Genomic DNA, 25,890 nt, shown 5'->3' on the forward strand with positions numbered 1-25,890 from the left:
TCCCTCGGGGGGCGAGTGGAAAAACGTGCGGGTCGACCGTGGTCGTCGAAGGCGTCGGAATCGCCTCGTCGCCCCGGTGGAAGAACCTATATGGAACCCCTCCTCGGTGTGGACGTATGGAAGACCCCTCGGAACGCTCGGATCACGCCTTCGAGACGGAAGCGGTCCACGCCGGCGAGGAACCGGACCTCGGTCCCGGCGGGACCGGCGACCTCGTGTCACCGATCCACCTGTCGTCGACGTTCGCGATGGACGAGGCCGGCGATCCGAGCCACGGATACAAGTACTCTCGACTCGGGAACCCGACCCGAGAGGCCCTCGAGCACCGCGTCGCGGCGCTGAGCGACGCGGAGCACGCGATGACGTTCGCGTCCGGCATGGCCGCCATCGCGACGACGTGTCTGAGCGTGCTCGGATCGGGCGACCACGTCGTGGCGTTCGACGGCATCTACGGGGGAACGAAGGTGTTCTTCGACGACTACCTCACCGAGCACTTCGACGTGACCGTCGACTACGTCGATGCGACCGACACGGACGTCGTCGCCGACGCGGTCACCCCCGAGACCGCGTTGTTCTGGATGGAGTCGCCGACGAACCCGCTGTTGAAACTGTGTGACATCGAGGCCATCGGCGGGATCGCCGACCGCCACGGCGCCCGCTTGGTCGTGGACAACACGTTCGCCACGCCGTACTTCCAGCGGCCGCTCGCGTTGGGTGCGGACGTGTCCGTCTACAGCACGACGAAGTACCTCAACGGCCACACGGACTCGATAGGGGGTGCGGTCGTGACGAACGACGACGGGCTCGCCGAGCAGGTCAGGTTCGTTCAGGAGTACGCCCTCGGCGCGATGCTGTCGCCGTTCGACTGTTACCTCGTCCTCCGCGGCAGCAAGACCCTCCCGCTCCGGATGCGCCAGCACGAGGCGAACGCGAAGCGCGTCGCGAACTACCTATCGGAACACGAGAAGGTCACCACGGTCCACTACCCCGGTCTCGACACCCATCCCGGACACGACCTCGCGACACGCCAGATGGACGGCTTCGGCGGGGTCGTTTCGTTCGAGATCGACGGCGGGGCCGCGGAGGCGAGGGCGTTCGTCGAGTCGCTCGACCTGTTCACCCTGGCCGTCAGCCTGGGTAGCGTCGAGTCGCTGATCGAACACCCGGCGAGCATGTCGGCCTCGTACGTCCCGGAGGAGGAGCGACTGGCGTCCGGCATAACGGACTCGCTGATCCGGGCGCCCATCGGCACCGAGAGCGCCGACGACCTGATCGCCGACCTGGAGCGTGGATTAGGGTACCTCTGAGCCGTCGAACGGGGTCGCCGACGTCCTCCCGCGAGCGGACCGAGGACGCCGCGGCCGAGCGACGTCGTCCCGGCTCAACCGAGGTCGACGGCGTCGACGACCGTCGCGAACTCCCCGTTCAGGTGCGCGAGCGCGACTCGGTGGGAGGTCTCCGGGTCGATCCGTTCCCCGTCGTGGGCCTCGCGCTCGTGGGTCGCGGTCGCGTCGGCGACGAGGTACACGTCGTAGCCGCGGTTCTCCGCCATCCGGACGGTCGTCGAGACGCAGTGGTCGGTGGTGAGCCCGCAGACGACGAGCGTGTCGTAGCCGCGTTCGGTCAGCCAGTCGCCGAGGTCGGTCCCGAGGAACGCGCCGTTGACCGACTTCTCGAAGGTCGCCTCGCCCTCCGCGGGGGCGGTCTCGGCCTTCCAGGCAAACCCCGGCGCGTCGCGCCGGAGCGGCGACTCGGGCTCGCTCGAGGCGTGTCGGACGTGCGCGATCGGACGGTCCGCGGCGCGCCAGCGCGCGAGCAGGTCGGCGGCGACCGCCTCCGCGTTCGGGTTGTTCCGTTCGCCCCATCCGGGCTCGTCGAAGCCGGTCTGGAAGTCGACGAGGAGCAGGACGGCGTCGTCGGGGAGCGGGGTGTCCGCGTCGGCGTGCGACGGGTCAGTCATCGCCGACCCCCAGAACCGTCGCCGGCGACTCGCCCGATCCGCCGGCGGCACCGTCCGAGCCGGCGAACCGTCGCCACGCGCCGCGTTCGAGCAGCTCGGCGGGGGCCTTCGGGTGCTCGCGGGTCGGCCGGAGTGGGCACTCGTCGGGGCTCTCCTCGTCGTCCTCGCGGAAGAGGTACTGCTTCCACTCGCGGTCGCCCGCCGCGCCCCAGTCGCCGAGGTCGGCGTGCGGGCAGACCCCGTCGTACGCCTCCATCCGGGAGCGGATGGCGTCGCGGGCGCGCTCTCCGGCCTCCGTGTCCGCCGTGATCCCCTCGAAGACCGCGCGCGGCTGGAAGGTGACTTCCAGGCCCACCGGCGAGTAGCGGCTGGCCCGCTCGTCGTAGAAGGGGGCCCGCGAGGTGGGAAACAGCGGCTCGCCGCCGAAACAGAACTCCCAGTAGGGGTCGTCGGGGTCGGTCGGGATGTCCTCGGGCCACGGCTCTGGGTCGTGGACGTGGAGGAACTCGAGGACGTGCCAGAGCGCCTCGTGGTAGTCGGCCTCCGTCGCGTCCGTCGGATCCGTCTCGTCCCCTCCGGGTGGACGGAAGAACACCGCAAGCGGTGCCCGCTCCGCGTGGTCCGGGTAGGTCTCGAGGTACTCCGAGAGGACGTCGCGGAGGCGGAGGAGCGCGGCCGGGTCGCTCGTTGACCCACACGCCGCGTACAGCAGGTCGCCCTCGCGTTCGACCTCGATCCCGAAGTAACACGGGAACGGCGACCCGTCGCGCTCGCCGAGCATCGACTCGCGGAACGTGCGGTAGTGTTCCCGGAGCCAGCCGGGAGCGTCCTCGAGCCGACCGTGGAGCGTCTCCTGGTCCAACAGCACGCCCTCGGTTCCGGGCTCGTTCATGGACTCTCTCCGTGGGCGACCGGCTTTTGGCTTTCGGCGAGACCCGCGTCTCGAGAGGGTCGCCCCGCACCGCCGGGACGTTTATTCCGTCGGCCGCGAGTGACGACGTATGCTCATGACGCCGGGGCCGACCGCGGTCCCAGAACCCGTCCGCGACGCGATGAGCCGCGAACTGATCAACCCCGACGTCGACCCCGCGTTTCAGGGGATCTACGGCGACCTCGTCTCGCGGCTGAGAACCGTATACGGCCTCGAAGGAAGCGACTCCCACGACGTCGTCGTCCCCGGCGGCGAGGGGATCCTCGGGCTGGAGGCCGCGGTCGCCTCCCTCGTCGAGCCCGGCACCGAGGTCCTGTGTCTGTCGAACGGGCTCTACGGCGACGGCTTCGCGGACTTCGTCGAGTCGTACGGCGGCGAGGCGACCGTGGTCGACGCCCCCTACGACGAACCGCTCCCGCTCGCGGACCTCGAGGACGCGCTCGCGGCCGACGACGCCGCCTTCGACGTCGCGACGATGGTCCACTGCGAGACGCCCACCGGGACGCTCAACGACCTTGCCCCCGCCCTCGACCTGCTGGAGGCGGCGGACGGGGAGGTCCTCACCGTCGTCGACGCCGTCTCCTCGCTCGGCGGGACGCCCGTCCCGACGGACCGGATCGACGTCTGTCTGGGGGCCTCCCAGAAGTGTTTCAGCGCGCCACCGGGGCTCACGACCGCCGCGATCAGCGACCGCGCGTGGGCGGCGATGGAGGAACGCGACCCGCACTCGCTGTACACGAACTTCCTGCCGTGGCGCGACACCGACGAGGGGTTCCCCTACACCCACCTCACGACGAACGTCGTGGCGCTGTCGGAGGCGCTCTCGCTCCTCCTCGAGGAGGGGATCGACGACGTCCACGCCCGCCACGAGGCGGCCGCGGAACGCTGTCGCGAGCGCGGCGCGGAGCTGGGGCTGGAGCCGTTCGCCGACCTCGACCGCTGTTCGCCGACCGTGACGGCCTTCGAGGTCCCCGGCCGGGCGGAAGAGCTCCAGAACCGGCTCCACGAGGAACACGACGTGCTCGTCGCGACCGGGCTCGGCGACCTCGCCGACGACGTGTTGCGGGTCGGACACATGGGCCACGCCGCGCGCGTCGAGCGCGTGGACGAGACGATGGACGCGCTCGACGCCGTGTTGTGAGCGCGGGGCTCTCGCCGGACGCCTCCGCAGACGCCCGACGCCCGTCGCCAGTCGCCACGCCTACTGCCGCGCCCACTCGAGCATCCGCCCGTAGAAGGGTTCGGAGGCGAGCGCATCGGCGTCGCCGACGAGCGTGAGCTGTTTCTTCGCGCGGGTGAGCGCGACGTTCATCCGGCGGTGGTCCTCGAAGATCGGCCCGTCGAGGTCGCCCGTCGCGACGAACGAGACCACGATCACCTCCTTCGAGGAGCCCTGGAACCGGTCGACGGTGTCGACGGTCACGTCCGTGCGGCGGCCGATCTCCGCGACCTGCGCGCGGAAGGGGGCGATGACGCCGACGTCGTCGGGGTCGACGCCGGCCGCGAGATAGGCCTCGACGACCTCGGCGACGCGCTCGGCCTCGCGGACGTTCCGGTTGCCGTCGCGCTCCCCGCCGGGGTCGTGGAAGTCGACCCCCCCGGCGAGTCCGTCGGGCAACGCCGCCGGGTCGACGCCGAGGTCCGACAGCCGCTGGCCGGCCACTTCGGGGGTCGCCGGGCGCAACGCGCCGTCGTAGAACTCCCGGGAGGCGAACGCCTGGATCCGCTGGCTCATCCGGTACTGCCGGTCGAGCATCACGCTCGCGTCGGGATACGCCTCGATGAGTCGCTGAAAGAGGGAGGTCTTCAGGTCGTTCTCGGCTCGGACGACGGGAGGTAGCTGCTCGTGGTCGCCGACGAGCACGAACCGGTCCGCCAGCGTGATCGCCGCGTGGGTGCTCGGCTCCGTGAGCTGTGAGGCCTCGTCGACGAGCGCCACGTCGAACTCGCACTCGCGCATGACCCGCGAGCCGCAGGCGGCGGTCGTGGCCGCGACGACCGGGGCGTCCCGAAGCTCCGCCGCCTTCCGGTTCGGGTCGCCGCGCTCGATCAGCCGCACGTCCTGCATGTCGGTCCGGACGCCGGTCTCGCTGCCGACCCGGAGCACGTCGTCGAACCCCTGATCACGAAGCGCCTCCAGGGCGTTGTCGACGGCGCGGTTCGTGAACGCCGAGAGCAACACCCGGTTCCCGTCGGCGACGAGCGCGCGGATCGTCCGCGCGATGGTGTACGTCTTGCCCGTTCCCGGCGGGCCGTGGATCAGCGCGCAGTCCTCGGCGTCGACCGCGAGCGACACCGCGTCGTTCTGGGCGGCGTTGTTGTCGATGTAGGTCGGGCGATCGGCGGCGTCGCCTCCGCGGTCGCCGTCGACGGCGGCAGTCCTTCCGGCGAATTCCGGCTCGCGACGGCCGAAGACCACGTCCTTCCGGCGCTCTCCCCCCTTCAACACCGCATCGTGGAGGGCGGTGAGCATCCGGTCGACGGAGATCTCCGAGGGGTAGACGTCGAGCCGCCGGAGGTCGACCGGTTCGTCCGTCTCGACGACGACCTCCTCGCCCAGCTCGCGGATCCGCCCAAGCTCGGCGTGGCCGGTCACGGGGTCGCCGTCGCTCGCGAGCGCCACGTCGCCCTCGCGCAGCTTGGAGACCGCGTCGTCGGGCTTGCGGGCGCGCAGTTCCCAGCGGTTGTCGTCGATCTCGGTCCGCGAGACGGGTTCCAAGTCGATCAGCGCCCGGTCGTCGGCCGCCCGCTCCTCGGGGCTCTGCTCCCACAGCTTCCGGTACTCCGCGTGCGTCTCGCGTCGCTCCTCCTCGATGGCGGTGTAAAAGCGGTCGAAGTAGTCGCGTTCGTCCTCGGGGACGGGATTTCCAACCTGCCCCGCCTTCGACTCCTGGTCGAGGCGGCCGGAGACGACCATACACGTGTCCTGCTCGAAACAGTAGTTACAGTTCGCGTCCGCCTCGTACCCCGTGGGCACCGTCGGGCGCTCGCCGGGGTCGTTGAGCGCGCGCCACTCCATCGCGGCGAGCGCGTTTCGCTCGCGTACGACGAACTTCAGCAGGCCGTCGCCGACGGTGAACTCCTTGGCGGGCGCGAGGTCGCCGCTCTCCTCGTTGCGGTCGAGCGCGGTGTTCTTCGTGTACAGGAGGGTTCCGATGTCGGGGTCGACGCCGCGCTCATCGAGCATGAGCGCGTAGCAGGCCGCCTGGATCTTGTCCTGGAACCGCGGCTCGCGGTTCGTGTTCTTGCCCGTCTTGAGTTCGACGGGGGTCCCGCGCCGCAGCGCGTCGGCGCGTCCCTTCAGCCCGAAGGTCGGCGAGAGGAGCGTGAACTCCGAGCGCCACGTGTCCTCGTCGGTCAGCGTTCCCTGCGCGAGCCATCCCTCGATGGCTGCCGCGTTGCGTCGGACCTCGTCCTCCACCTCCGCCGTCTCGTAGCCGAGCAGGCCGAGCTCGAGGCCCGCCTCCTCGACGCGGTCGCTCACGGACGCCTCGAGGTCCATCCCACGGAGGAGGTCGCCGAACACCTCGTGGACGATCGTCCCCTTGACGACCGGGTAGTTGAGGGGGATCCCCGAGAGCTTGTTCAGGTAGTACATCCGGGGACACTGGACCCACGACCGGATCCCCGTCACGTCGACGAGGAAGTCGGGCTCGAGCACGACCCACGAGTCGCCGGTGGTCGCGTACCCCGTCTCTCCTCCGTAGTCGTCCTCCTCCGCCCCCGTGACGAGCAGTTCCATGCCGGGCTCGGCGTGCTCGGCCGTCTCCGTCCAGTCGCCCCACAGGGTCACGTCGACCGGGTCGCCGGCTCCGCGCTCCGGGCGGATCCGGAGCTCGCGGAGGTCGCGCTCGCCGTACGACGTCGACACCGTCCGCGTCTCCCCGACGGAGACGATCGGTCCCCGAACGTTCACGCCCTCCATCCTCGGCCGCGGCGAAAAACGCTGTCGGTGCGGGGGACGGATCCGGACGCCGACGGGGAGAACCCGAGGATTCCTTATCCCTCGCCGCGTGGGATGGCACATGAGCGAGGTGTACGACCGGTACGGGCGACCCGTCGTCGTCGGGTTCGTCGTCGTGCTGGCCGGGCTGTCCGTCGCGAGCGCGTACCTCCGCGTCTCGAGCGCCGGGCTCGCGGCCGCCGGCGACGCGCTGATCAGCCTCTACATCGCCGGGGTCGTCGTCTGGGGGACGTTCCGCGAGGGGTACGACACCGCCCGCTTCCGGATCGCGCTCTACGGCGTCCTCGTGCTCTGGGGGTCGGCCGATCTGATCGCCGGGTCCGAGGGGGCGATCCCGTACCTCTTCCTGATCGGCGGCTCGCTTCTGATCGCCTGGGAATCGTATTCTCACACGCGCGATCGGGGGAAACCGGTGTACGAGCGGTAACGTTCCGTCCGGTCGTGACACGCGTCCGCGAGCCCGGTCGCCGCGACCGACACCCTCATGCGCGCTCCGTCGCAACGTGACGCCGACATGCGCGTACGCGACTGGCAGGAGATCCTCGCGGACGTCGCGAGCGACTCGACCGACCCGGACGGCTGGCGCGCCGTCGCCGGCTCCCGACGCGGAGGGCTCGGCGAGGACCTCTACTTCGGGCATCCGAGCGTCGGCGTCTACCACCTGAAGACGTACGCGAAGAACCCGCGCGACCTCCGTGGGGTCGGAACTCGAGTGGCCCGGAAGGTCGACGACGAGCTCGACCCGCTGCTTCCCGGCGACGACTCGGCGGGGCGGTTCGCGGTGCGCACGCCGCCCGAGAACGAGGACGAGGCGAAGGACGTGGCGACCCGACTGGAGGAGACGCTGAAGGTCCACGCCGAAGCCCCCACGGAGCCAAACCACCTCTTCGAGGACGTGATGGAGGCGATCGACTCGCCGGCGTTCGGCCCCATGGCCTACGAGTTCGACGGGCGTCCCGACGAGCTCGACGAGCTCGGCGACACCTTCGAGGAGGCCGAGGAGTTGCTCTCGGCGGAGCTCGAGGACCTGATCGACGAGGACGACGTCGACCGCGGCTTCCATTGAGGGTCCGGCGTTCGCCCCTCCCACCTGCCGTCCTCACACCAGTTCGTCGAACGCGCCGTCCGCGATCCCCGGACCGTCCGGAACCGCGATCCGACCGTCGGCGACCGGACGGGGATCCGGCGCGAGGTCCGCGGCGAGCAGGTCGCCGGTCGCGAGCCCGCAGGGGAGGACCTCGGGGACCGCGCCCGCGACGTGGACCGCCGCGGTCCGCGCGACCACCGCGTCGATCGTCGTGGTGATCACCGGATCGACGCCCGCCTCGCGGGCCCGGAGCGCCGCGTCGAGCGCGCGGTCGGGACCGCCGAGCGCCATCGGCTTGATGACGAGCGCGTCGGCCGCGCCGGCCGCCAACACGTCCGCGACGGAGTGCGCCGCGAGCGACTCGTCGAGCGCGATCGGCACCTCGCTCTCCGCGCGAAGCCCGGCGGTTCCGCCGAGGTCGGCCGCGGGGAGCGGCTGCTCGACGTACGCGATATCGAGCGGTTTCAGTCGGTCGAGCGCCCGCCGCGCGGTCGCGCGGTCCCACGCGCCGTTGGCGTCGACGCGGAGGTCGATCGCGGATCCCACCGCCTCCCGAACCGCCCGGAGCCGGTCGAGGTCGTCGGCGAGCGGACGCGCGCCCGCCTTCACCTTCAGGCAGCGGTAGCCGTCCTCGACCGCGCGCGCCGCGGCCGCCGCCGTCGACTCCGGGGTACCGTCCCCGATCGTCGCGTTCACCGGGACGGAATCGGCGGGGTTCGGTGCGTCGGCTCGATCGGCGAGGTGATCGGCGAGCGACCGGTCCGCCTCGCGGGCGGCCGCGTCCCCGAGCGCGAGTGCGAGGCCGTGGCGGGCGGCGGGCGTCTCGCGGGCGTCGATGACGGCGAGGTCCTCGGGGGCGGCCACCCGGCCGGCCGACGCCGTGTCCGACCCCGCCTCCCGGAGCGCCGCCTCACACGCGGAGAACGACTCGGTCCAGCCGGGCAGCGGCGTGGCCTCGCCGACGCCGGGGACCGGACCGTCCTCGCCACCGTCGAACCCGACGCCGACGAGGAAGCCCTCCCGTTCGGTCAGCTCCTCGCGGGCGGTCCGGAGGGGGCTCGCGAGCGTGAGGGAGAAGGGACGGATCCGCATCAGAGCGCGAGGCCGACGGCGAACGCGACCGCGTAGGCCGCGAGCAGCTTGCCGGTCGACTCCAGCGCCGGGTTGAGCGCGTCGCCGGAGGTCTCGGTCAGGACGGTTCGGGCGACGGCAGCCGCGAGCGGGAGGGTCACGAGCGGAAGCAGGGGGGCGAGGCCGTCCCCGGCCGCGACGAACCAGAACGGGGTGACGTACGCGAGCGCGAGGAGGCCGACGTACTGGACCCGGGAGAACCGGTAGCCGAAGCGGACGGCGAGGGTTCGCTTGCCCGTCTCCGCATCCTCCTCGCGGTCGCGGACGTTGTTGACGACGAGGATGTTCGTCGAGAGCGCGGCCACCGGCAGGCTGGCGACGACGGCCGCGAGCGTGACGGTCCCATCGGGGATCCACAGCGGGAAGGTCCCGCCAACGAGCGCGGCCGCCTGGACGTAGTAGGTGCCCGTGACCGCGATCACGCCGAAGAAGACGAAGACGAACACGTCGCCGAGCCCGTGGTAGCCGAGCGGGTAGGGGCCGCCGGTGTAGGCGATGCCGGCGGCGACGCTCGCGAGGCCGATGACGAGGATCGGGACGCCGCCGACGGCGACGAGGTACGTGCCGACGCCGATCGCGGCCGCGAACGTCAGCCACATGGCGCGTTTGACCTCCGGCGGGTCGATGAGTCCGCTGGCGACGACGCGGGTGAACCCCTCGCGGTCGTCGGTGTCGGCTCCCTGGATCGCGTCGTAGTAGTCGTTCGCGAAGTTGGTCCCTATCTGGATCAGCGCCGCGCCGACGAACGCCGCGAGCGCCGGGAGCGGGGCGAACACGCCCGCCCCGATCGCGAGCCCGACGCCGACGATCACGGGCGCGGCCGCCGCGGGGAGCGTCTGCGGTCGCGCGGCGATCACCCACGCCCGCCGACGCGAGACCTCCGTAGCCATTACCGACGCTTGGTCGGTCTCGCCCCTTAAGCTTCCCATCGGCGGCCGCCCGATCGAACCGACTCGCGGTGAACGCTACCGACTCACGTACACCTAACCCTCGCGGGACCGCCTCGGACGTATGGCGCGCGTTCCATACGTCGAGGCGGCGGACGTCCCGGACGAACACGAGGAGCTGTTGGAGTCGGTCCTCCAGGGGAAGCCGCTCAACGTGTACCGATCGCTCGGCAACAACCCGGCGGTGCTCGCGGGGATGCGGGCGTTCCTGCGCTCGCTGTGGCACGACAGCGGGCTCACGGACAGGGAACGGGAGCTCGTCATCCTCGCGACGGCGGCGACGATCGACAACCGCTACGAGTGGCACCAGCACGTCAACATCGCGCGCGAGGTCGGCATCGACGACGCGGTCATCGCCGGGATCGGCACGGACGATCCGACCGCGCTCGACGGCGACGAGCGGACCCTCGTGGAGTACGTTCGCGCCGTCGCCGAGGAGTCGGTCGACGCGGTCACCCACGAGTCGATCGAGGCGCTGTACGACGAGGACGAGGTCGTCGGTATCGCCGCCACCGCGCAGGGCTACGCCGCGCTCGGCGGGCTGATTCGCGCGTTCGACCTCGAGTTGGAGCCGGGGACGACGTTCCACGGGTGGGACCCGCGGTGAGCAGGAGGGGATCGACGCAGCGTGTCGAGGCGATCCGGGGTGAGGAGATCCGGACCGACAGATACGACAGGGCTCGGGGCCAACGTCGCGTATGACGGACACGACGGAGTCGGATCACGTCGGATCGGACGGGACGGCGACCGCCGAAGCGGAGGGCGTCACGGCCCGCTACGAGGAGACGGACGCCGAGCGGCTGCTCACGTTCTCGGCGGACGGACGGACGGCGACGGTCGCACAGAACCGGGAGGGATACGCCATGCTCAAGGTCCGGACCGGCCCGGACGGCGACGAACTGGAGCGGTACTACGGGTTCGACATGGCGCTCGATCACGCCGCCGAGCTGCTCGGGGTGGCGGTCCACGACCTCCCCGTGCCGGACCCCGCGGCCGACATGGGGATGTGACTCCCCTCGTCATTTCTCCTCTCACTCCCACCATCACTTCTCCCCTCACTTCTCTCACGCGATCTCCCGCCGATTTCCGCCACGTCTCCGCCGCACACGACGGCGACTGATCGAACGATCGGATCCCCCGAGGGACGTAACTCTTAAGTAGACGAACGTTCTGCTGTCAGTCGATGACAGACATCACGGAGGCTTCGTCGGACACCCCGGCGGATCGAGTTCTTCCAGGGCACGATAGCTTCTAACATCGAAATCGGTCCTGTACGGATCTTCGACACGACGTTACGAGACGGCGAACAGTCACCACGTACTTCGTTCAGCTACGACGAGAAACGCGAGATAGCGGCGACGCTGGACGACATGAGGACCCACGTCATCGAGGCCGGGTTCCCGGTGAACTCCGAGGCGGAGTTCGAGGCCGTGAGCGATATCGCAGCCGCGACGGACACGACCGTCTGTGGGCTCGCCCGCGTCGTCGAGGGCGACATCGAGGCCGCCATCGACTCGGGCGTCGAGATGGTCCACGTGTTCGTCTCGACGAGCGACGTCCAACTCGAGGACTCCATGCACGCGACGCGCATGGAGGCGAAGGAACGCGCGGTCGACGCCGTCGAGCAGGTGAAAGACGCCGGCGTCGAGTGCATGTTCTCGCCGATGGACGCCACGCGGACCGACCCCGACTACCTGACGGAGATCGTCGAGGCGGTCTCGGACGCCGGCACCGACTGGATCAACATCCCGGACACGTGCGGCGTCGCGATGCCGACGAGCTTCGGCAAGACGGTGAAGGCGGTCGTCGAGGCGACGGACGCCCGCGTCGACGTCCACACCCACGACGACTTCGGGATGGCCGCGGCCAACGCGGTCATGGGCTTCGAGAACGGGGCCGAGCAGGCGCAGGTATCGGTCAACGGGATCGGCGAGCGCGCCGGCAACGCGGCCTACGAGGAGGTCGTGATGGCGGTCGAGTCGGTCTACGGCGTCGACACCGGGATCGACACGACCCAGATCACGAAGCTGGCGCGGATCGTCGAGGACGCCTCGGACATCCCGGTGCCGGCGAACAAGCCCGTCACCGGACGGAACGCGTTCGCCCACGAGTCGGGCATCCACGCCGCGGGCGTGATCGAGAACACGGACACGTTCGAGACCGGCGTGATGACCCCCGAGATGGTCGGCGCGGAACGCGAGTTCGTGCTCGGGAAACACACGGGTACCCACAGCGTGCGCAAGCACCTGGTCGAGGCCGGCTTCGATCCCTCCGACGGGGAGGTCCGCGAGATCACGAAGCGGGTCAAGGAGTACGGGTCCGGCAAGCGGCAGGTGACCGCCGGCGACGTCGAGCGGTTCGCCCGCGAGGCCGGCGTCGAGCGCGAGGAGGAGGTCCGGATCTGATGGCCTCCTCCGTGGTCGCAACGACTCGCCAGCGACTGCCGAACGCGTCGTGCGGTCGGCCCGCTGGCGGATCCGTCCCTGACGGATCCACGCCGGACGCCCGGTGTGTGCCGACGGGTCGGCGCACGGATCGCTCACGCCGACAGGAATTTATAGGCGGCCCACGTGGGTTCGGATCGAATGCGACGGTCACGGTACACCCGCGCGGACGACGTTCGGACGGGAGCCGTCGCTGTAGCCATCGTAGGGGTTTGATCCCCTACCACACCCCTTCCTCACCGACCCGACGTACCGACGGACGCCGGCGCGCCGACTACGACTCGTCGACCGCCGTCGATTCGACGGCGCGACCCGCGTCCGGATCGACCGACGCTCGAACTCGAGAGACACAAACACACCACACACGATGAGCGATTCAGCAGCACACCCACGAGAGGACGACCCCGACGCCGAGCCGGCGTCCGACCCGGCCGACGCGGACGGCCCGGGCGCGGCGGACCCGGCCGGCGAGGAGAACCGACCAGACGGCGAGACGCCGACGGCGGTGTCGACCGGCGCGGAGTCGGTCGTCGCCGCCCTCGAGGCCGCCGGCGCGGAGACCGCCTTCGGCGTGCAGGGCGGAGCGATCATGCCGGTGTACGACGCGCTGTACGGCTCGTCGATCCGCCACCTGACGATGGCTCACGAACAGGGGGCCGCTCACGCGGCCGACGCGTACGGCGTCGTCTCCGGCGAGCCCGGCCTCTGTCTGGCCACGTCCGGCCCCGGCGCGACGAACCTCGTCACCGGCATCGCCGACGCCGACATGGACAGCGACGCGATGCTGGCGCTGACCGGGCAGGTCCCCACGGAGTTCGTCGGCAACGACGCGTTCCAGGAGACCGACACGGTCGGCGTCACGCGACCGATCACGAAACACAACTACTTCGCGGGCGACGCGGACTCAGTCGGCGACGTCGTCGGCGAGGCGTTCGAGCTCTCGCGGGTCGGCCGGCCCGGCCCGACGCTCGTCGACCTGCCGAAGGACGTCACGCTGGACGACACGGAGGAGTCGCCCGGTCCCGCGGAGGCGCCGGCGGGGACCGACCCGAACCCGAGCGCCCGCGAGGACGCTGTCGCGGCCGCGGCCCGCGCGATCGAGGAGGCCGACCGGCCGCTGTGTCTGTTCGGCGGCGGCGTGATCAAGGGGGAGGCAAGCGAGGCCGCGCGGAAGTTCGCGCGCACGTACGAGATCCCGGTCACGACGACGATGCCGGGGATCGGCTCGTTCCCCGAGGACGACGAGCTGTCGCTCTCGTGGGCGGGGATGCACGGGACCGGCTACGCCAACATGGCGATCACCCACACCGACTGTCTGATCGCGGTCGGCACGCGGTTCGACGACCGGCTCACCGGCGGGATCGACACGTTCGCGCCGGAGGCCGAGGTCGTCCACATCGACATCGACCCGGCGGAGATCTCGAAGAACGTGTACGCCGACTACCCGCTGGTCGGCGACGCGGGGACCGTCCTCGACCAGCTGTTCGAGGCGATCCACGAGGAGCCCGACGCGGACGAATGGCGCGAGCAGTGTCAGGAGTGGAAGGAGACGTACCCGATGACGTACGCGACGCCCGACGACGAGCCGCTCAAACCGCAGTTCGTCGTCGAGGCGTTCGACGAGGCGACCGACGACGACACCATCGTCACGACCGGCGTCGGCCAACACCAGATGTGGGCCTCCCAGTTCTGGACGTACACGGAGCCCCGAACGTGGGTCTCCTCGCACGGACTGGGCACGATGGGGTACGGCGTTCCGGCCGCGGTCGGCGCGCGCGTCGCCGCCGACGCGATGGGCGACGCCGACCGCGACGTGATCTGTTTCGACGGCGACGGCTCCTTCCTGATGACGATGCAGGAGCTGTCGGTCGCCGTCCGCGAGGACCTCGACATCACGTTCGCGGTGCTCAACAACGAGTACATCGGGATGGTGCGCCAGTGGCAGGACGCGTTCTTCGAGGGGCGGCACATGGCCTCCGACTACAACTGGATGCCGGAGTTCGACAAGCTCGCCGAGGCGTTCGGCGCGCTCGGGATCCGCGTCGACGGCTACGACGAGGTCGCCCCGGCGGTCGAGGAGGCGCTCGCGTACGACGGGCCCGCGGTGATCGACTTCCACGTCGACCCCGAGGAGAACGTGCTGCCGATGGTGCCGAGCGGCGGAGCGAACGGCCGGTTCGCGCTCACGGAGGACCAGCTATGAGCGGGGAGGACGCGGCCGGCATGCCCGGTCCCGCACCGGACGAGCGCCCCCAGCCGGAGGGGCGTCGAAACCTGGAGGGCCACCGGATCGACCCCGTCGTCGAGGCGGAACACGACTCCCGGCGCGCGGTCATCTCCGCGCTGGTCGAGGACGAGCCCGGCGTGCTCGCGCGCGTCTCCGGGCTCGTCTCCCGCCGACAGTTCAACATCGAGAGCCTGACGGTCGGGCCGACGACCGTCGAGGGTCACTCCCGCATCACGATGGTGGTCGAGGAGACCGACCCGGGGATCGACCAGATCGAAAAACAAATGGCGAAGCTGAAGCCCGTTATCTCCGTGGGCGAAGTCTCCGGCAGCGCCGTCACGTCCGAGCTCGTCCTGCTCAAGGTTCACGGCGAGGAGCCGGACAAGGTCCACGCCGTCGCGGAGATGTACGACGGCCAGACGCTCGACGCCGGGCCGGAGACGATCACGGTGCAGCTCACCGGCGACGAGTCGAAGATCGACGACGCGATCGACGCGTTCGACCAGTTCGGGATCATCGAGATCGCCCGGACCGGTCAGACCGCGCTCGCACGGGGGAACATCCCCACCGCGCCAGGAGAGAAACCCGGAACGGCCGGCGAACCGACGACGCCGAACACAGACTGATCCACACACCATGACAGAAGACGACAACCAGACGTTCGATTCGACAGTATACTACGACGACGACGCCGACAGCGAGGCGATCGTCCAGAAGACCGTCGCCGTGCTCGGTTACGGCTCGCAGGGGCACGCGCACGCCCAGAACCTCTCCGACAGCGGAGTCGACGTGGTCGTCGGTCTCCGCGAGGGCAGCTCCTCGCGCGAGGCCGCCGAGGGCGACGGGCTCCGCGTGGCGACCCCCGCCGAGGCGGCCGCCGAGGCCGACATCGTGAGCGTACTCGTTCCCGACACCGTCCAGCCGGACGTCTACGAGGACGCCATCGAGCCGAACCTGGAGGCGGGCGACACGCTCCAGTTCGCGCACGGGTTCAACATCCACTACAACCAGATCCAGCCGCCCGAGGACGTCGACGTGACGATGGTCGCGCCGAAGTCGCCGGGCCACCTCGTCCGCCGGAACTACGAGAACGACGAGGGGACGCCCGGCCTGCTGGCGGTGTACCAGGACGCCACCGGCGAGGCCCACGACGAGGGGCTCGCGTACGCGGCCGCGATCGGCTGTACCCGCGCCGGCGTCGTCGAGACGTCGTTCCGCGAGGAGACGGAGACGGACCTGTTCGGCGAGCAGGCGGTGCTCTGTGGCGGCGTCACCTCGCTCGTGAAGCAGGGGTACGAGACGCTCGTCGACGCCGGCTACTCGCCCGAGATGGCGTACTTCGAGTGTCTCAACGAGCTCAAGCTCATCGTCGACCTGATGTACGAGGACGGGCTCGGCGGCATGTGGGATTCGGTCTCCGACACCGCCGAGTACGGCGGGCTCACCCAGGGCGACGTCGTCGTCGACGAGCACGCCCGCGAGAACATGGAAGAGATCCTCGAGAAGGTCCAGAACGGCCAGTTCGCCCGTGAGTGGATCGCGGAGAACCAGGCCGGTCGACCCTCCTACACCCAGCTCCGTCACGCCGAGAAGAACCACGAGATCGAGGAGGTCGGCGAGGAGCTGCGCGGGCTGTTCGCCTGGCAGGAGGAGGAGGACGAGGAGGAGTCGGCCGAGGTGAAGGCCTGATGGGCGGGAGCGGCGACGCGAACCGCTCGGACGAGCCCGCGGGTTCCCGGAGTGATCCCCGATCCCGGAGTGATCCCCGATCCCGGAGTGATCCCCGATGAGCGAGGGGACGCTGTACGACAAGGTGTGGGACCGCCACAAGGTGACGGAGTTGCCGACCGGACAGGACCAGCTGTTCGTCGGGCTCCACCTCGTCCACGAGGTCACCAGTCCGCAGGCGTTCGGCATGCTGAAGGAGCGCGATCAGGAGGTCGCGTTCCCCGAGCGCACGCACGCGACGGTCGACCACATCGTGCCGACCGGCAACCGCGACCGGCCGTACCGCGACGAGGCCGCGGAGGAGATGATGGCCGAACTCGAGGAGAACGTCCGCGGGTCCGGGATCGACTTCTCCGATCCCGACTCGGGCGATCAGGGCATCGTCCACGTCATCGGGCCGGAGCAGGGGCTCACCCAGCCCGGCATGACCATCGTCTGTGGCGACTCGCACACGTCGACACACGGCGCGTTCGGCGCGCTGGCGTTCGGCATCGGCACCTCACAGATCCGCGACGTGCTGGCGACGGGCTGCGTCGCCATGGAGAAACAGAAGGTCCGTCGGATCGAGGTCACCGGCGAGCTCGGCGAGGGCGTCACCGCCAAGGACGTCATCCTGACGATCATCGGGAAGCTCGGGACCGACGGCGGCGTGGGCTACGTCTACGAGTACGCCGGCGAGGCCATCGAGAAGCTGGGCATGGAGGGTCGGATGTCGATCTGTAACATGTCCATCGAGGGCGGCGCTCGCGCGGGGTACGTCAACCCCGACGAGACCACCTACGAGTGGCTGGAGGGGACGGACGCCTTCGAGAACGATCCCGAGAAATTCGAGCGGCTGAAACCCTACTGGGAGTCGATCCGGACCGACGACGACGCCGAGTACGACGACGTGGTCACCATCGACGGCTCGGCCATCGAGCCGACGGTCACCTGGGGGACCACCCCCGGACAGACCGCGGGGATCACCGAGCCGATCCCGGACCCCGAGGACCTGCCCGAGGAGGACCGCGACACCGCCCGTCGCGCGCAGAAACACATGCGCGTCGAGCCGGGCGACACGATGGAGGGCTACGAGATCGACGTGGCGTTCCTCGGATCGTGTACCAACGCGCGGCTGAAGGACCTCCGCGAGGCCGCGGCGTTCGTCGAGGGTCGCGAGGTCGACGACGACGTGCGTGCGATGGTCGTCCCCGGCAGCCAGCGCGTCCGCGACGCCGCGGAGGCGGAGGGGCTCGACGAGGTCTTCAAGGACGCCGGCTTCGACTGGCGTGAGCCCGGCTGTTCGATGTGTCTCGGCATGAACGACGACCAGCTCCAGGGCGACGAGGCGAGCGCCTCGTCCTCGAACCGGAACTTCGTCGGTCGGCAGGGCTCGAAGGACGGCCGGACCGTCCTGATGAGTCCGATCATGGTCGCGGCCGCGGCGGTGACCGGTGAGGTCACCGACGTGCGCGAGATGGAGGAGGTGGCGACCGTATGAGCTCGCCCGAGTTCAGCGCCGGCGAGGCACCGGCCGAGAAGGTGACCGAGGTCACCGGGACGGGGATCCCCGTCCGCGGGAACGACATCGACACCGACCAGATCATCCCCGCCCGGTTCATGAAGGTCGTCACCTTCGACGGGCTGGGACAGTTCTCCTTTTTCGACCAGCGGTTCGACGACGACGACAACGAGAAGGACCACCCCTTCAACGAGGAGCAGTACCGGGGCGCGAACGTGCTCGTCGTCAACGCGAACTTCGGCTGCGGCTCCTCGCGCGAGCACGCCCCGCAGGCGCTGATGCGCTGGGGGATCGACGCCGTCGTCGGCGAGTCGTTCGCGGAGATCTTCGCGGGCAACTGTCTCGCGCTCGGGGTCCCGACGGTCACCGCCGACCAGGAGTCCATCGAGGCGCTCCAGGACTACGTCGAGGCGAATCCCGACGCCGAGATCGACATCGACGTCGCGGCCGAGACGATCACCTACGACGACACCGTGATCGACGCGACGGTCCACGACGCCCAGCGGAAGGCGCTCGTCGAGGGCGTCTGGGACACCACGGCGCTGATGGGCGCGAACGCGGGGGCGGTCCGTGAGACCGCCCGGTCGCTGCCGTACGTCCCCGAGGAGGACGTTCCGGGGGACGGCGCGTGAGCCACGAGATCGCCGTCATCGAGGGCGACGGGATCGGACGGGAGGTCGTCCCGGCCGCCATCGAGGTGCTCGAGGCGCTCGAGGTCGACTTCGAGTTCGTCGAGGGCGAGGCCGGCGACGCGGTTCGGGAGGCGACCGGCGAGGCGCTCCCGGCGGAGACGTACGAACAGGTCGCCGACGCCGACGCGACGCTGTTCGGCGCGGCCGGCGAGACGGCCGCGGACGTCATCCTCCCGTTGCGCGAGGCGGTCGACTCCTTCGTCAACGTCCGGCCCGCGAAGGCGTATCCCGGCGTCGACGCGCTGCGCCCGGAGACGGACGTGGTCTTCCTGCGTGAGAACACCGAGGGCGTCTACGCCGGCCACGAGGACCGGCTCAGCGACGACCTCTCGACGCTGACGCGCGTGGTCACGTCCTCAGCCTCCCGCGAGCTGGCCGAGTACGCCTGCGAGTTCGTCGAGGACGGTCGCGGGCCCGCCGGCGACCCCGAGGAGGGGTTCACCGTCGCGCACAAGTCGAACGTGATGCGCGAGACCGACGGGCGCTTCCGCGAGGCGGTGCTCGCCGTCGCCGAGGAGCGCGGCGTCGACGCCGACGAGGAGCTGATGGACGCGTTCGCGACGAAGCTCCCGCTCGACCCCTCACAGTACGGCGTGGTCGTCTGTCCGAACCTCGCGGGCGACGTGCTCTCGGACCTGGCGGCGGGGCTCGTCGGCGGGCTCGGCCTGCTTCCCTCGGCGAACGTCGGCCACGACAACGCGCTCTTCGAGCCCGTCCACGGCACTGCGCCCGACATCGCCGGCGAGGGGATCGCGAACCCGACGGCGGCGGTGCTCTCGGCCGCGATGCTTCTCGAGTACCTCGGACACGTCGAGGAGGGCACGCGGGTCCGGACCGCGGTCGAGTCGGTGCTCTCGGAGGGCCCCCGGACGGGGGACCTCGGCGGGGACGCGACGACCGAGGCGGTCACCGCGGCGATCGTCGACCGGCTGTAGGTCGTCTCCCCCCTCCACTGCTTCCTCCGAGACGCCGCCAACGAACCACAAGAGACGAAACCCTGCGGCACCTCGGAGGGGTATGAGCAACTACGCGGTCGCGATGGAAGCAGCCTGGTTGGTCCGTGACGTCGAGGAGACCGACGACGCCATCGGCGTCGCGGTCAGCGAGGCCGGAAAGCGACTCAACGAGACGGACAAGCAGTACGTCGAGGTCGAGCCCGGCGTCACCGGCTGTCCCGCCTGCGGGGAGCCGTTCGACGCGGCCTTCCTCGCGGCGAACACGGCGCTCGTCGGACTCCTCCTGGAGATCGACGTCTTCAACGCCGACAGCGAGGAGCACGCGGAGCGGATCGCGAAGAGCGAGGTCGGCGGCGCGCTCCGGGACGTCCCGCTCGAGGTCATCGAGATCGTCGAAACGGAGGCGGACGAGGACGACGAGACGGACGACGGCGCGCGCTGAACGACCGACCGCCGAAACCTTTTCTAATAACCAGAGGTTATTAGCCGTATGGAGCTTCCGACGCCACAGGACCTGCGCGAACGACGCACGTCGCTCGAACTGACCCAGAGCGCGCTCGCGGACGCCGCGGGCGTCTCACAGCCGCTCATCGCCCGCATCGAGGGCGGCGACGTCGATCCGCGGCTCTCGACGCTGCGGCGGATCGTGAACGCCCTCCAGGAGGCCGAAGGGGAGGTCGTACGCGCGTCCGACCTGATGAACGAGACCGTGATCAGCGTCGCCCCCGACGACGCCGTGAGCGACGCGGTCGAGCTGATGGAGCGGGAGGCGTACTCCCAGCTCCCCGTTCTCCAGAACGGCGTCCCCGTCGGCTCGATCAGCCAGGGGGACGTGGTCCACGCGGGCGAGAACGTCGGCGATCACCCCGTCAGCGAGGTGATGAGCGAGTCGTTCCCCACCGTCGCGCCCGGCGCGACCGTCGACGAGGTCCGGAACTTGCTCGACCACTACAAGGCCGTGATGGTGACCGACGGCGGGGAGACGGTGGGGATACTCACCGAGGCCGACATCGCCGCACACCTGTCGTAGGCACGTTCGGGGGCTCGGTTCGGCGCGTCAGTCGGCTCCGCTTGCGAGTCACTCCTCGCGGCTCTCCGAGAGGTGCTCCCAGATCTCCGTACAGCCGGCACCGTCCTTCAGGTCCTCGAGGTGATCGGCCTCGTCGCCGCCCGCCGGTTTTCGGGGCGCTTCCGCGTCCGGATCCGGATCGGTGCTCGCGGTTTCCTCGGTCGATCGCTCGCCGGCCGAGTCGTCGCTCTCGACGTCGTCCGGGGACGGTCGGGAACCGCCGCCGTTGGCGGTCCGCCGCCGAGACTGGCGTCTCTGGGTCATCGGTCGACCCCTGGCTCGAACAGCTCGGGCGCGACGTCGGCGGACGCGTGCTGGCGATGTGCTCCGCCGCCGTCGGGATCGCTCGGGGGGTCGGTAACGGTCTCGGGTGTCGTCTCGGTCATCGATCCCGCCTACGACTGCCCCGATCATAAGGGACGCCTCACGAGTAAATCGAACCACTACTCCCGGGTAGCGGAACCCATGTCCGGTACTCGTGACGCCGATATCGGACCCGACCGGCCCGCTGTCGGGCGGTTTTCTCGATCCACTCCGTCCCCGACGTCGACCCGGCTTGCGAGCACCGCTACACATTGGGTCCTCGCGCTCGAAGCGGGGGTGTGACCACTCGCTTGCGCGTGCTCGACGACGGGGCGTGGATATCGATCGACGACGGCCGTGAGGTCCGCGTGAGCGAACTCTGGCGGCTCGACGCGCCCGATTTCTGTGGCTGTGATCTGGCGGACCTCGTCGTCGAGAACTTCCAGGAGGTCGGCGTCGACGGGTCACGAGTGGAGGTCCGCGTCTACGGTCAGTGTATCGCGTGCGGCGAGACCGGGATCACCGACTGGCTCCCGGTCGGCCGGATACGGGGCGGCGAGTTCGTCGAGTTCGACCGTTCCTGCGTCCGCCGGACGCGACGCGACTGACCCGGCAGGTGTTGCCCCTTCGGAGGGGCACCGGGCAACGTTGACTCCACGGGTCCCCCTATGTGATCGGCGGCCGTGTGTCGGAACACGATGCCAACGGACGTCGAGAAATGGAAATCCGAGGCCTACGGCGAGGAGGTACGCGAGCGCCTCTTCGAGTTCGCCGAGGCGGGGTTCGATTCGATCCCCGACGACGAGCGGGACGCCTGGTTCGAGCGGTTCAAGTGGTGGGGGCTGTACCACCAGCGGAACGGCCAGGAGGGATACTTCATGATGCGGATCGGGACGCCGAACGGCGTGCTCGAACCCGGACAGCTCCGCGTCGTCGGCGAGATAGCCGACGAGTACGCCCGCGGCCCGGGGAGGAACCCGATCTTCGGCGACGCCTACGCCGACTTCACCACCCGCCAGTCGATCCAGCTCCACTGGATCGAACTCTCGGACGTGCCCGCGATCTTCGAGAAGCTCGACGAGAACGGGCTCTCCACCCAGCAGGCGTGTGGCGACTCTTGGCGGAACATCGTCGGGAACCCCGTCGCCGGCAAGGACGGTCAGGAGGTGATCGACGCCTGGCCCGTCATCCGCGAGCTCAACGAGACGTTCAAGGGCAACGAGGACCACGAGAACCTCCCCCGCAAGTGGAAGGTCTCCGTGACTGGCTCCGCGGACGGCTCCGGACAGGGCGACATCAACGACTTGGCGTTCGAGCCCGCCTACAAGGCGGTCGACGGGGACGGCGCGGCGGGCGGCGAGGACGTCGTCGGCTTCAACGTCCGGGTCGGCGGCGGGCTCGCGCGCAACGAGCCGCGGTTCGCCCGCGACATCGACGTCTGGGTGCCGCCGGAGCGAGTCCCGGACGTCGCCGGCGGGCTCTCCGGGCTCTTCCGGGACTACGGCGACCGCGAGGACCGATACAACGCCCGGGTGAAGTTCCTCGTCGACGAGTGGGGCGCGGAGGAGGTCCGCGAGACGCTTCAAGAGGAGTACGTCGACTTCGAACTCGAGAGCGCCGGCCGGGACGTCCGCGAAGAGTACACCTACAACGCGGGCGAGGGAGAGCGCAACGACCTGATCGGCGTCCACGACCAGAAGGACGGGACGAACTTCGTCGGCCTGAACGTGCTCGTCGGTCGGATGGGCGCGGCCGACGTGCTCGACCTCGCCGACCTCGCCGAGGAGTACGGATCGGGAGAGGTCCGGCTCTCACAGCGGCAGAACGTGATCGTCACCGACGTGCCCGACGACGCCCTCGAGGACTTCCTCGAGGAGCCGCTACTCGAGCACTACTCGCCGGACCCGTCGCCGTTCATGCGCGGCTCCGTCGCGTGTACCGGCACGGAGTTCTGCTCGCTCTCCATCGTCGAGACGAAGAACCGGCAGGTCCGGTTCGCCCGCTGGCTCAAGGAGAACGCGGAACTCCCCGCCGACGTCGACGAGTTCCACGTCCACCTCTCGGGGTGTACCGCGTCGTGTGCGCAGCCGCAGATCGCCGACGTGAGCCTCCGGGGCATGAAGACGCGGAAGGACGGCGACCCGGTCGAGGCGCTCGACGTGGGACTCGGCGGCGGGCTCGGCGAGGACCCCGGGTTCGCGCGCTGGGTGACCCAGCGCGTGCCCGTGGACGAGGTGCCCGGCGCGATCGCCAACCTGCTCGAGACCTTCGCCGACCGGCGCGAGGAGGGCGAGTCGTTCCGCGCGTTCGTCGCCCGCCACGACGACGAGGAACTCGACGCGTTCGTCGACCCCGAGGAGACCGACTACGAGGACCCGATGATGCACAACACGAAGCGCACCTGGTACCCGTACGCCGAGGACGACGGGCTCGAGGACGCCCCGCCGACCCCGGCGGACGACTGAGATGGAGGGGTAGAGATGAGCGACCGACTGCTCCGCGTGAACGCGTACACGACGCTGGACTTCGTGGACGCGCGGGCGCGAGGACACGACTTCGAGGCGGACGCGCCGGGCATCGTGAACGTCACCGCGCCGCGGGAGGACCCCGACCGCGTCGACCTCCAGGTCGAACTCGACGAGACGGCGATCGACGACCTCCCGGCACACGCCGACGAGGTCGAGTTGTCGCCGGCGCAGGCGCGAACCCTCGCCGAGGCGCTGGAGTCGGCCGCGGACCGCGTCGAGGCCGCGCAGGGCGACGCCGACGACGAGTGAATCGCGGCGGCGGCATCACTCACCGATTGATCTGGCGGTGGCGCGCCCGGTCGCGGGCCGGCGGCCCGCGACCGGAACGCGAGGGAGTTGCGAGCGCGAACGCGCGAGCAACGAGGCTGGGGAGGCGTGAGGTGCGGTCGCAGTGCTGTGCGGTTCGGGAGGGGGACTCAAAGGGGCAGTCGTGAGGACGAAGACGCGCGACGCAAGCACCGCAACGAAGGAGCGATAGCGACTGAGTGAGGAGCACAGCGAGCGCATCGAGCCCTCACGACTGGGGCTTTGGCGGGGATCCGCACGACCCTGTTTTCTGCTTCGTACTATCGAATGACTGGAGATTCGGTGGCGTCGATCCAGTCGGCAACGGCGTGGATCCGGGCGACTGTCGCCTCTTATAACTCCAGTCCGCGGATCGCGACGCTTCCCGCGTCGCCGCCGCCGCTGCCACTCTCCTCCACCCGACCGATCACGCGTCCGTCCGTCGCCGCCGCAAGCGACTCGGCGGCCTCGGGATCGACCGCGGCGACGAAGCCGGTCCCCATGTTGAACGTGCGGTGCATCTCCTCGTCGGAGACGTTCCCCTCCGACTGTACGAACCCGAAGACGGGCTGGGCATCGAAGGGCTCGTCGACGACGTAGCGGTACGCTCCCAGCCGCGTCAGGTTCGTCCAGCCGCCGCCGGTGACGTGGGCTGCTGCCCGCACCCCGTGCTCGCGCATGGGATCGAGCAGGTCGGTGTAGATCCGCGTGGGTTCCAACAGCGCCTCGCCGAGGGTGTCGTACCCGTCGAAGGGCGCGGGGTCCGTGTACTCGCGTGCGCGCGTGACCGCCTCGCGCGCGAGCGTCAGCCCGTTCGAGTGGATCCCCGACGACTCCCACCCGACGAGCGCGTCTCCCGCCTGCGCCTCGCCGTCGAACACGCCCTCCTTGGCGGCGAGGCCGGCGCAGGTCCCGGCCAGATCGAGCCCGCGGACGACCTCGGGCATCACCGCGGTCTCGCCGCCGACGAGCTCGATGTCGGCGAGTTCCGCGCCGCGGGCGAGCCCCTCGCCGACCTGCTCGGCGAACTCCTCGTTCGGCTCGTCGACCGCGAGGTAGTCGACGAACGCGACCGGGCGGACGCCGGCGGCGACGAGGTCGTTGACGTTCATCGCGATGCAGTCGATCCCGACCGTCGAGTAGTCGGCGAGCGCCTCGGCGACGAGCAGCTTCGTCCCGACGCCGTCGGTCGCCAGCGCGAGGTAGCGGTCGCCGATGTCGAGCAGGCCGGCGTAGTCGCCCTCGCCTTCGCCGACCATCCCGATCAGCGCGGCGGTCGCCGCCTCGCTCGCGTCGATGTCGACGCCCGCGTCGGCGTACGTGAGTTCGTCGCCGTCGTCGCCGCCACGATCGCCGTCACCGCCGCTATCGCTCCCGTCGCCGTTCTCGGTCATACGCGTGTCGTAGCGCGCCGGAGCAAAAGGACACCGTTTGCGGCCTCGACGGGAGGACGCCGCGGCCGCCTCAGAACGGCCCGCCGAACCCGAGCCCGAGCACGAACACGAGAAGCACCGTGAGCAGGACCGAAGGAACGAACGTCGCCGCCCAGACCCCCCGGCTCCAGTTCAGCACCGTCTTCCCGTCGAGCGGTCCGTACGGAACCAGGTTGAACGCGGCGAGGAAGACGTTGATCGCGATCCCTCGCTCGCCGACCAGCGCCACGACGTCGCTGCCGACCAGCGTCCCGGCGTACAACACCGGCAGGAAGACGAGCATCAAGAGCAGGTTGACGACCGGGCCGGCGAGGGCGATCCGTCCGTGTTGGCCCGCGGTCAGCCGTCCGCGGTGGTGGACCGCTCCGGGCGCGGCGAAGATGAACCCGAGCAGGGAGCTCGCCACCGCGAGGAACAGCATCCCGTTGTCCGCGCGGAACTCCGCCACCTGGTCGTAGCGCACGGCGACGACCTTGTGGGCGATCTCGTGGAGGAGGAAGGCCACGCCCGCGGTCAGGAGGCCGACGAGGAGCGGGAGCACCACGCCGGCGGCGACGATCCGGTCGATGCCGGCGCTCCCGCCCACGAAGAAGAGCGTGAACGCCGCGCCGAGCGCGAGCCACGCGACGAGCAGGTCTCTGAGTTCGGTGCCGCTGAAGTAGAGGCCGCCGATCCGGCGGCCGGCGATGTTCGTTGCCATGGTG

General features: G+C 70.1%; 27 protein-coding genes. 18 read left to right on the forward strand and 9 right to left on the reverse strand.

Annotated features, from left to right (window positions below; genetic code table 11):
- Positions 1–116 precede the first annotated feature (116 nt).
- Positions 117–1,307 carry a trans-sulfuration enzyme family protein gene (locus F3H10_RS01070; protein WP_149783006.1) on the forward strand — a complete coding sequence of 397 codons (1,191 nt, stop codon included), beginning with the start codon at positions 117–119 and terminating at the stop codon, positions 1,305–1,307.
- Between the two features lie 74 nt (positions 1,308–1,381).
- Here F3H10_RS01070 and F3H10_RS01075 read toward each other — a convergent pair whose 3' ends face one another.
- Together F3H10_RS01075 and F3H10_RS01080 are read right to left on the reverse strand one after the other, a co-directional pair.
- Entirely contained in the window at positions 1,382–1,960 is a 579-nt protein-coding gene (locus tag F3H10_RS01075) for a cysteine hydrolase family protein (protein WP_149783007.1), read from the reverse strand.
- Positions 1,953–2,852, reverse strand: coding sequence for a YqcI/YcgG family protein (locus F3H10_RS01080; RefSeq protein WP_149783008.1), 900 nt, complete (start codon positions 2,850–2,852; stop codon positions 1,953–1,955). Before F3H10_RS01080 ends, F3H10_RS01075 begins: the two co-directional genes overlap by 8 nt.
- A 109-nt stretch (positions 2,853–2,961) precedes the next feature.
- Between F3H10_RS01080 and F3H10_RS01085 the strand changes: the two genes are divergently transcribed.
- Positions 2,962–4,032 (forward strand): pyridoxal-phosphate-dependent aminotransferase family protein, encoded by a 1,071-nt coding sequence (locus tag F3H10_RS01085; protein ID WP_149783009.1) that lies wholly within the window; start codon positions 2,962–2,964, stop codon positions 4,030–4,032.
- A gap of 60 nt (positions 4,033–4,092) precedes the next feature.
- Here the strand turns inward: F3H10_RS01085 and F3H10_RS01090 are convergent, their stop codons facing one another.
- Entirely contained in the window at positions 4,093–6,807 is a 2,715-nt protein-coding gene (locus F3H10_RS01090) for an AAA domain-containing protein (RefSeq protein ID WP_149783010.1), read from the reverse strand.
- A 109-nt stretch (positions 6,808–6,916) separates the two neighbouring features.
- Between F3H10_RS01090 and F3H10_RS01095 the strand changes: the two genes are divergently transcribed.
- The gene (locus tag F3H10_RS01095; RefSeq protein ID WP_149783011.1) at positions 6,917–7,282 is read left to right on the forward strand and encodes a hypothetical protein; all 366 of its coding nucleotides are present in this window, start codon (positions 6,917–6,919) and stop codon (positions 7,280–7,282) included.
- A gap of 87 nt (positions 7,283–7,369) precedes the next feature.
- Positions 7,370–7,921, forward strand: a complete 552-nt coding sequence (locus F3H10_RS01100; RefSeq protein WP_149783012.1) for a hypothetical protein — start codon at positions 7,370–7,372, stop codon at positions 7,919–7,921.
- A 33-nt stretch (positions 7,922–7,954) separates the two neighbouring features.
- Here F3H10_RS01100 and F3H10_RS01105 read toward each other — a convergent pair whose 3' ends face one another.
- A complete protein-coding gene (locus tag F3H10_RS01105; RefSeq protein ID WP_149783013.1) occupies positions 7,955–9,034 on the reverse strand; it encodes a mandelate racemase/muconate lactonizing enzyme family protein in 1,080 nt (359 codons plus the stop codon).
- Positions 9,034–9,963, reverse strand: a complete 930-nt coding sequence (locus tag F3H10_RS01110; protein ID WP_149783014.1) for a 1,4-dihydroxy-2-naphthoate polyprenyltransferase — start codon at positions 9,961–9,963, stop codon at positions 9,034–9,036. Before F3H10_RS01110 ends, F3H10_RS01105 begins: the two co-directional genes overlap by 1 nt.
- A gap of 121 nt (positions 9,964–10,084) precedes the next feature.
- Here F3H10_RS01110 and F3H10_RS01115 point away from each other — a divergent pair, with 121 nt between their 5' ends.
- From F3H10_RS01115 to F3H10_RS01165, 11 genes are all read left to right on the forward strand, one after another.
- Complete coding sequence (locus F3H10_RS01115) at positions 10,085–10,627, forward strand: carboxymuconolactone decarboxylase family protein (RefSeq protein WP_149783015.1); 543 nt, start codon at positions 10,085–10,087, stop codon at positions 10,625–10,627.
- A gap of 91 nt (positions 10,628–10,718) precedes the next feature.
- A complete protein-coding gene (locus F3H10_RS01120) occupies positions 10,719–11,030 on the forward strand; it encodes a DUF7111 family protein (RefSeq protein ID WP_149783016.1) in 312 nt (103 codons plus the stop codon).
- A 213-nt stretch (positions 11,031–11,243) separates the two neighbouring features.
- A complete protein-coding gene (locus tag F3H10_RS01125; protein ID WP_149783017.1) occupies positions 11,244–12,425 on the forward strand; it encodes a LeuA family protein in 1,182 nt (393 codons plus the stop codon).
- Between the two features lie 406 nt (positions 12,426–12,831).
- Positions 12,832–14,667 carry a biosynthetic-type acetolactate synthase large subunit gene (gene ilvB / locus F3H10_RS01130; protein ID WP_149783018.1) on the forward strand — a complete coding sequence of 612 codons (1,836 nt, stop codon included), beginning with the start codon at positions 12,832–12,834 and terminating at the stop codon, positions 14,665–14,667.
- Positions 14,664–15,317: an acetolactate synthase small subunit gene (gene ilvN / locus F3H10_RS01135; RefSeq protein ID WP_149783019.1), complete on the forward strand. Its 654-nt coding sequence runs from the start codon at positions 14,664–14,666 to the stop codon at positions 15,315–15,317. Before ilvB ends, ilvN begins: the two co-directional genes overlap by 4 nt.
- Before the next feature lie 10 nt (positions 15,318–15,327).
- Entirely contained in the window at positions 15,328–16,380 is a 1,053-nt protein-coding gene (ilvC, locus tag F3H10_RS01140) for a ketol-acid reductoisomerase (RefSeq protein WP_149783020.1), read from the forward strand.
- Between the two features lie 97 nt (positions 16,381–16,477).
- The gene (gene leuC / locus F3H10_RS01145; protein WP_149783021.1) at positions 16,478–17,899 is read left to right on the forward strand and encodes a 3-isopropylmalate dehydratase large subunit; all 1,422 of its coding nucleotides are present in this window, start codon (positions 16,478–16,480) and stop codon (positions 17,897–17,899) included.
- Entirely contained in the window at positions 17,896–18,552 is a 657-nt protein-coding gene (gene leuD / locus F3H10_RS01150) for a 3-isopropylmalate dehydratase small subunit (RefSeq protein WP_149783022.1), read from the forward strand. The genes leuC and leuD overlap by 4 nt, the downstream gene beginning before the upstream one ends.
- The gene (locus tag F3H10_RS01155) at positions 18,549–19,547 is read left to right on the forward strand and encodes an isocitrate/isopropylmalate family dehydrogenase (protein WP_149783023.1); all 999 of its coding nucleotides are present in this window, start codon (positions 18,549–18,551) and stop codon (positions 19,545–19,547) included. The genes leuD and F3H10_RS01155 overlap by 4 nt, the downstream gene beginning before the upstream one ends.
- Positions 19,548–19,629: 82 nt before the next feature.
- Positions 19,630–20,010 (forward strand): DUF555 domain-containing protein, encoded by a 381-nt coding sequence (locus tag F3H10_RS01160; RefSeq protein WP_149783024.1) that lies wholly within the window; start codon positions 19,630–19,632, stop codon positions 20,008–20,010.
- A 48-nt stretch (positions 20,011–20,058) separates the two neighbouring features.
- Positions 20,059–20,598: a CBS domain-containing protein gene (locus F3H10_RS01165; protein WP_149783025.1), complete on the forward strand. Its 540-nt coding sequence runs from the start codon at positions 20,059–20,061 to the stop codon at positions 20,596–20,598.
- Positions 20,599–20,646: 48 nt separating this feature from the next.
- Here the strand turns inward: F3H10_RS01165 and F3H10_RS01170 are convergent, their stop codons facing one another.
- Together F3H10_RS01170 and F3H10_RS16420 are read right to left on the reverse strand one after the other, a co-directional pair.
- On the reverse strand, positions 20,647–20,901 hold the full coding sequence (locus F3H10_RS01170) for a hypothetical protein (protein WP_149783026.1): 255 nt from the start codon (positions 20,899–20,901) through the stop codon (positions 20,647–20,649).
- Entirely contained in the window at positions 20,898–21,023 is a 126-nt protein-coding gene (locus tag F3H10_RS16420; protein WP_262488547.1) for a hypothetical protein, read from the reverse strand. Before F3H10_RS16420 ends, F3H10_RS01170 begins: the two co-directional genes overlap by 4 nt.
- 216 nt (positions 21,024–21,239) lie before the next feature.
- Between F3H10_RS16420 and F3H10_RS01175 the strand changes: the two genes are divergently transcribed.
- From F3H10_RS01175 to F3H10_RS01185, 3 genes are all read left to right on the forward strand, one after another.
- Positions 21,240–21,548 (forward strand): hypothetical protein, encoded by a 309-nt coding sequence (locus tag F3H10_RS01175; RefSeq protein WP_188127835.1) that lies wholly within the window; start codon positions 21,240–21,242, stop codon positions 21,546–21,548.
- Positions 21,549–21,638: 90 nt separating this feature from the next.
- Positions 21,639–23,405: a nitrite/sulfite reductase gene (locus F3H10_RS01180; RefSeq protein ID WP_149783027.1), complete on the forward strand. Its 1,767-nt coding sequence runs from the start codon at positions 21,639–21,641 to the stop codon at positions 23,403–23,405.
- A gap of 15 nt (positions 23,406–23,420) precedes the next feature.
- Positions 23,421–23,717, forward strand: coding sequence for a DUF6360 family protein (locus tag F3H10_RS01185; RefSeq protein ID WP_149783028.1), 297 nt, complete (start codon positions 23,421–23,423; stop codon positions 23,715–23,717).
- Positions 23,718–24,106: 389 nt separating this feature from the next.
- On the opposite strand, the gene purM is transcribed toward F3H10_RS01185, so the two are convergent.
- Both purM and F3H10_RS01195 read right to left on the reverse strand, forming a co-directional pair.
- Positions 24,107–25,147, reverse strand: coding sequence for a phosphoribosylformylglycinamidine cyclo-ligase (purM, locus tag F3H10_RS01190; RefSeq protein WP_149783029.1), 1,041 nt, complete (start codon positions 25,145–25,147; stop codon positions 24,107–24,109).
- A 70-nt stretch (positions 25,148–25,217) separates the two neighbouring features.
- Positions 25,218–25,886, reverse strand: a complete 669-nt coding sequence (locus F3H10_RS01195; protein ID WP_149783030.1) for a M50 family metallopeptidase — start codon at positions 25,884–25,886, stop codon at positions 25,218–25,220.
- Positions 25,887–25,890: the final 4 nt, after the last annotated feature.

The sequence above is a fragment of the Halorubrum aquaticum genome (genome assembly GCF_900113615.1).
GTDB lineage: Archaea > Halobacteriota > Halobacteria > Halobacteriales > Haloferacaceae > Halorubrum > Halorubrum aquaticum.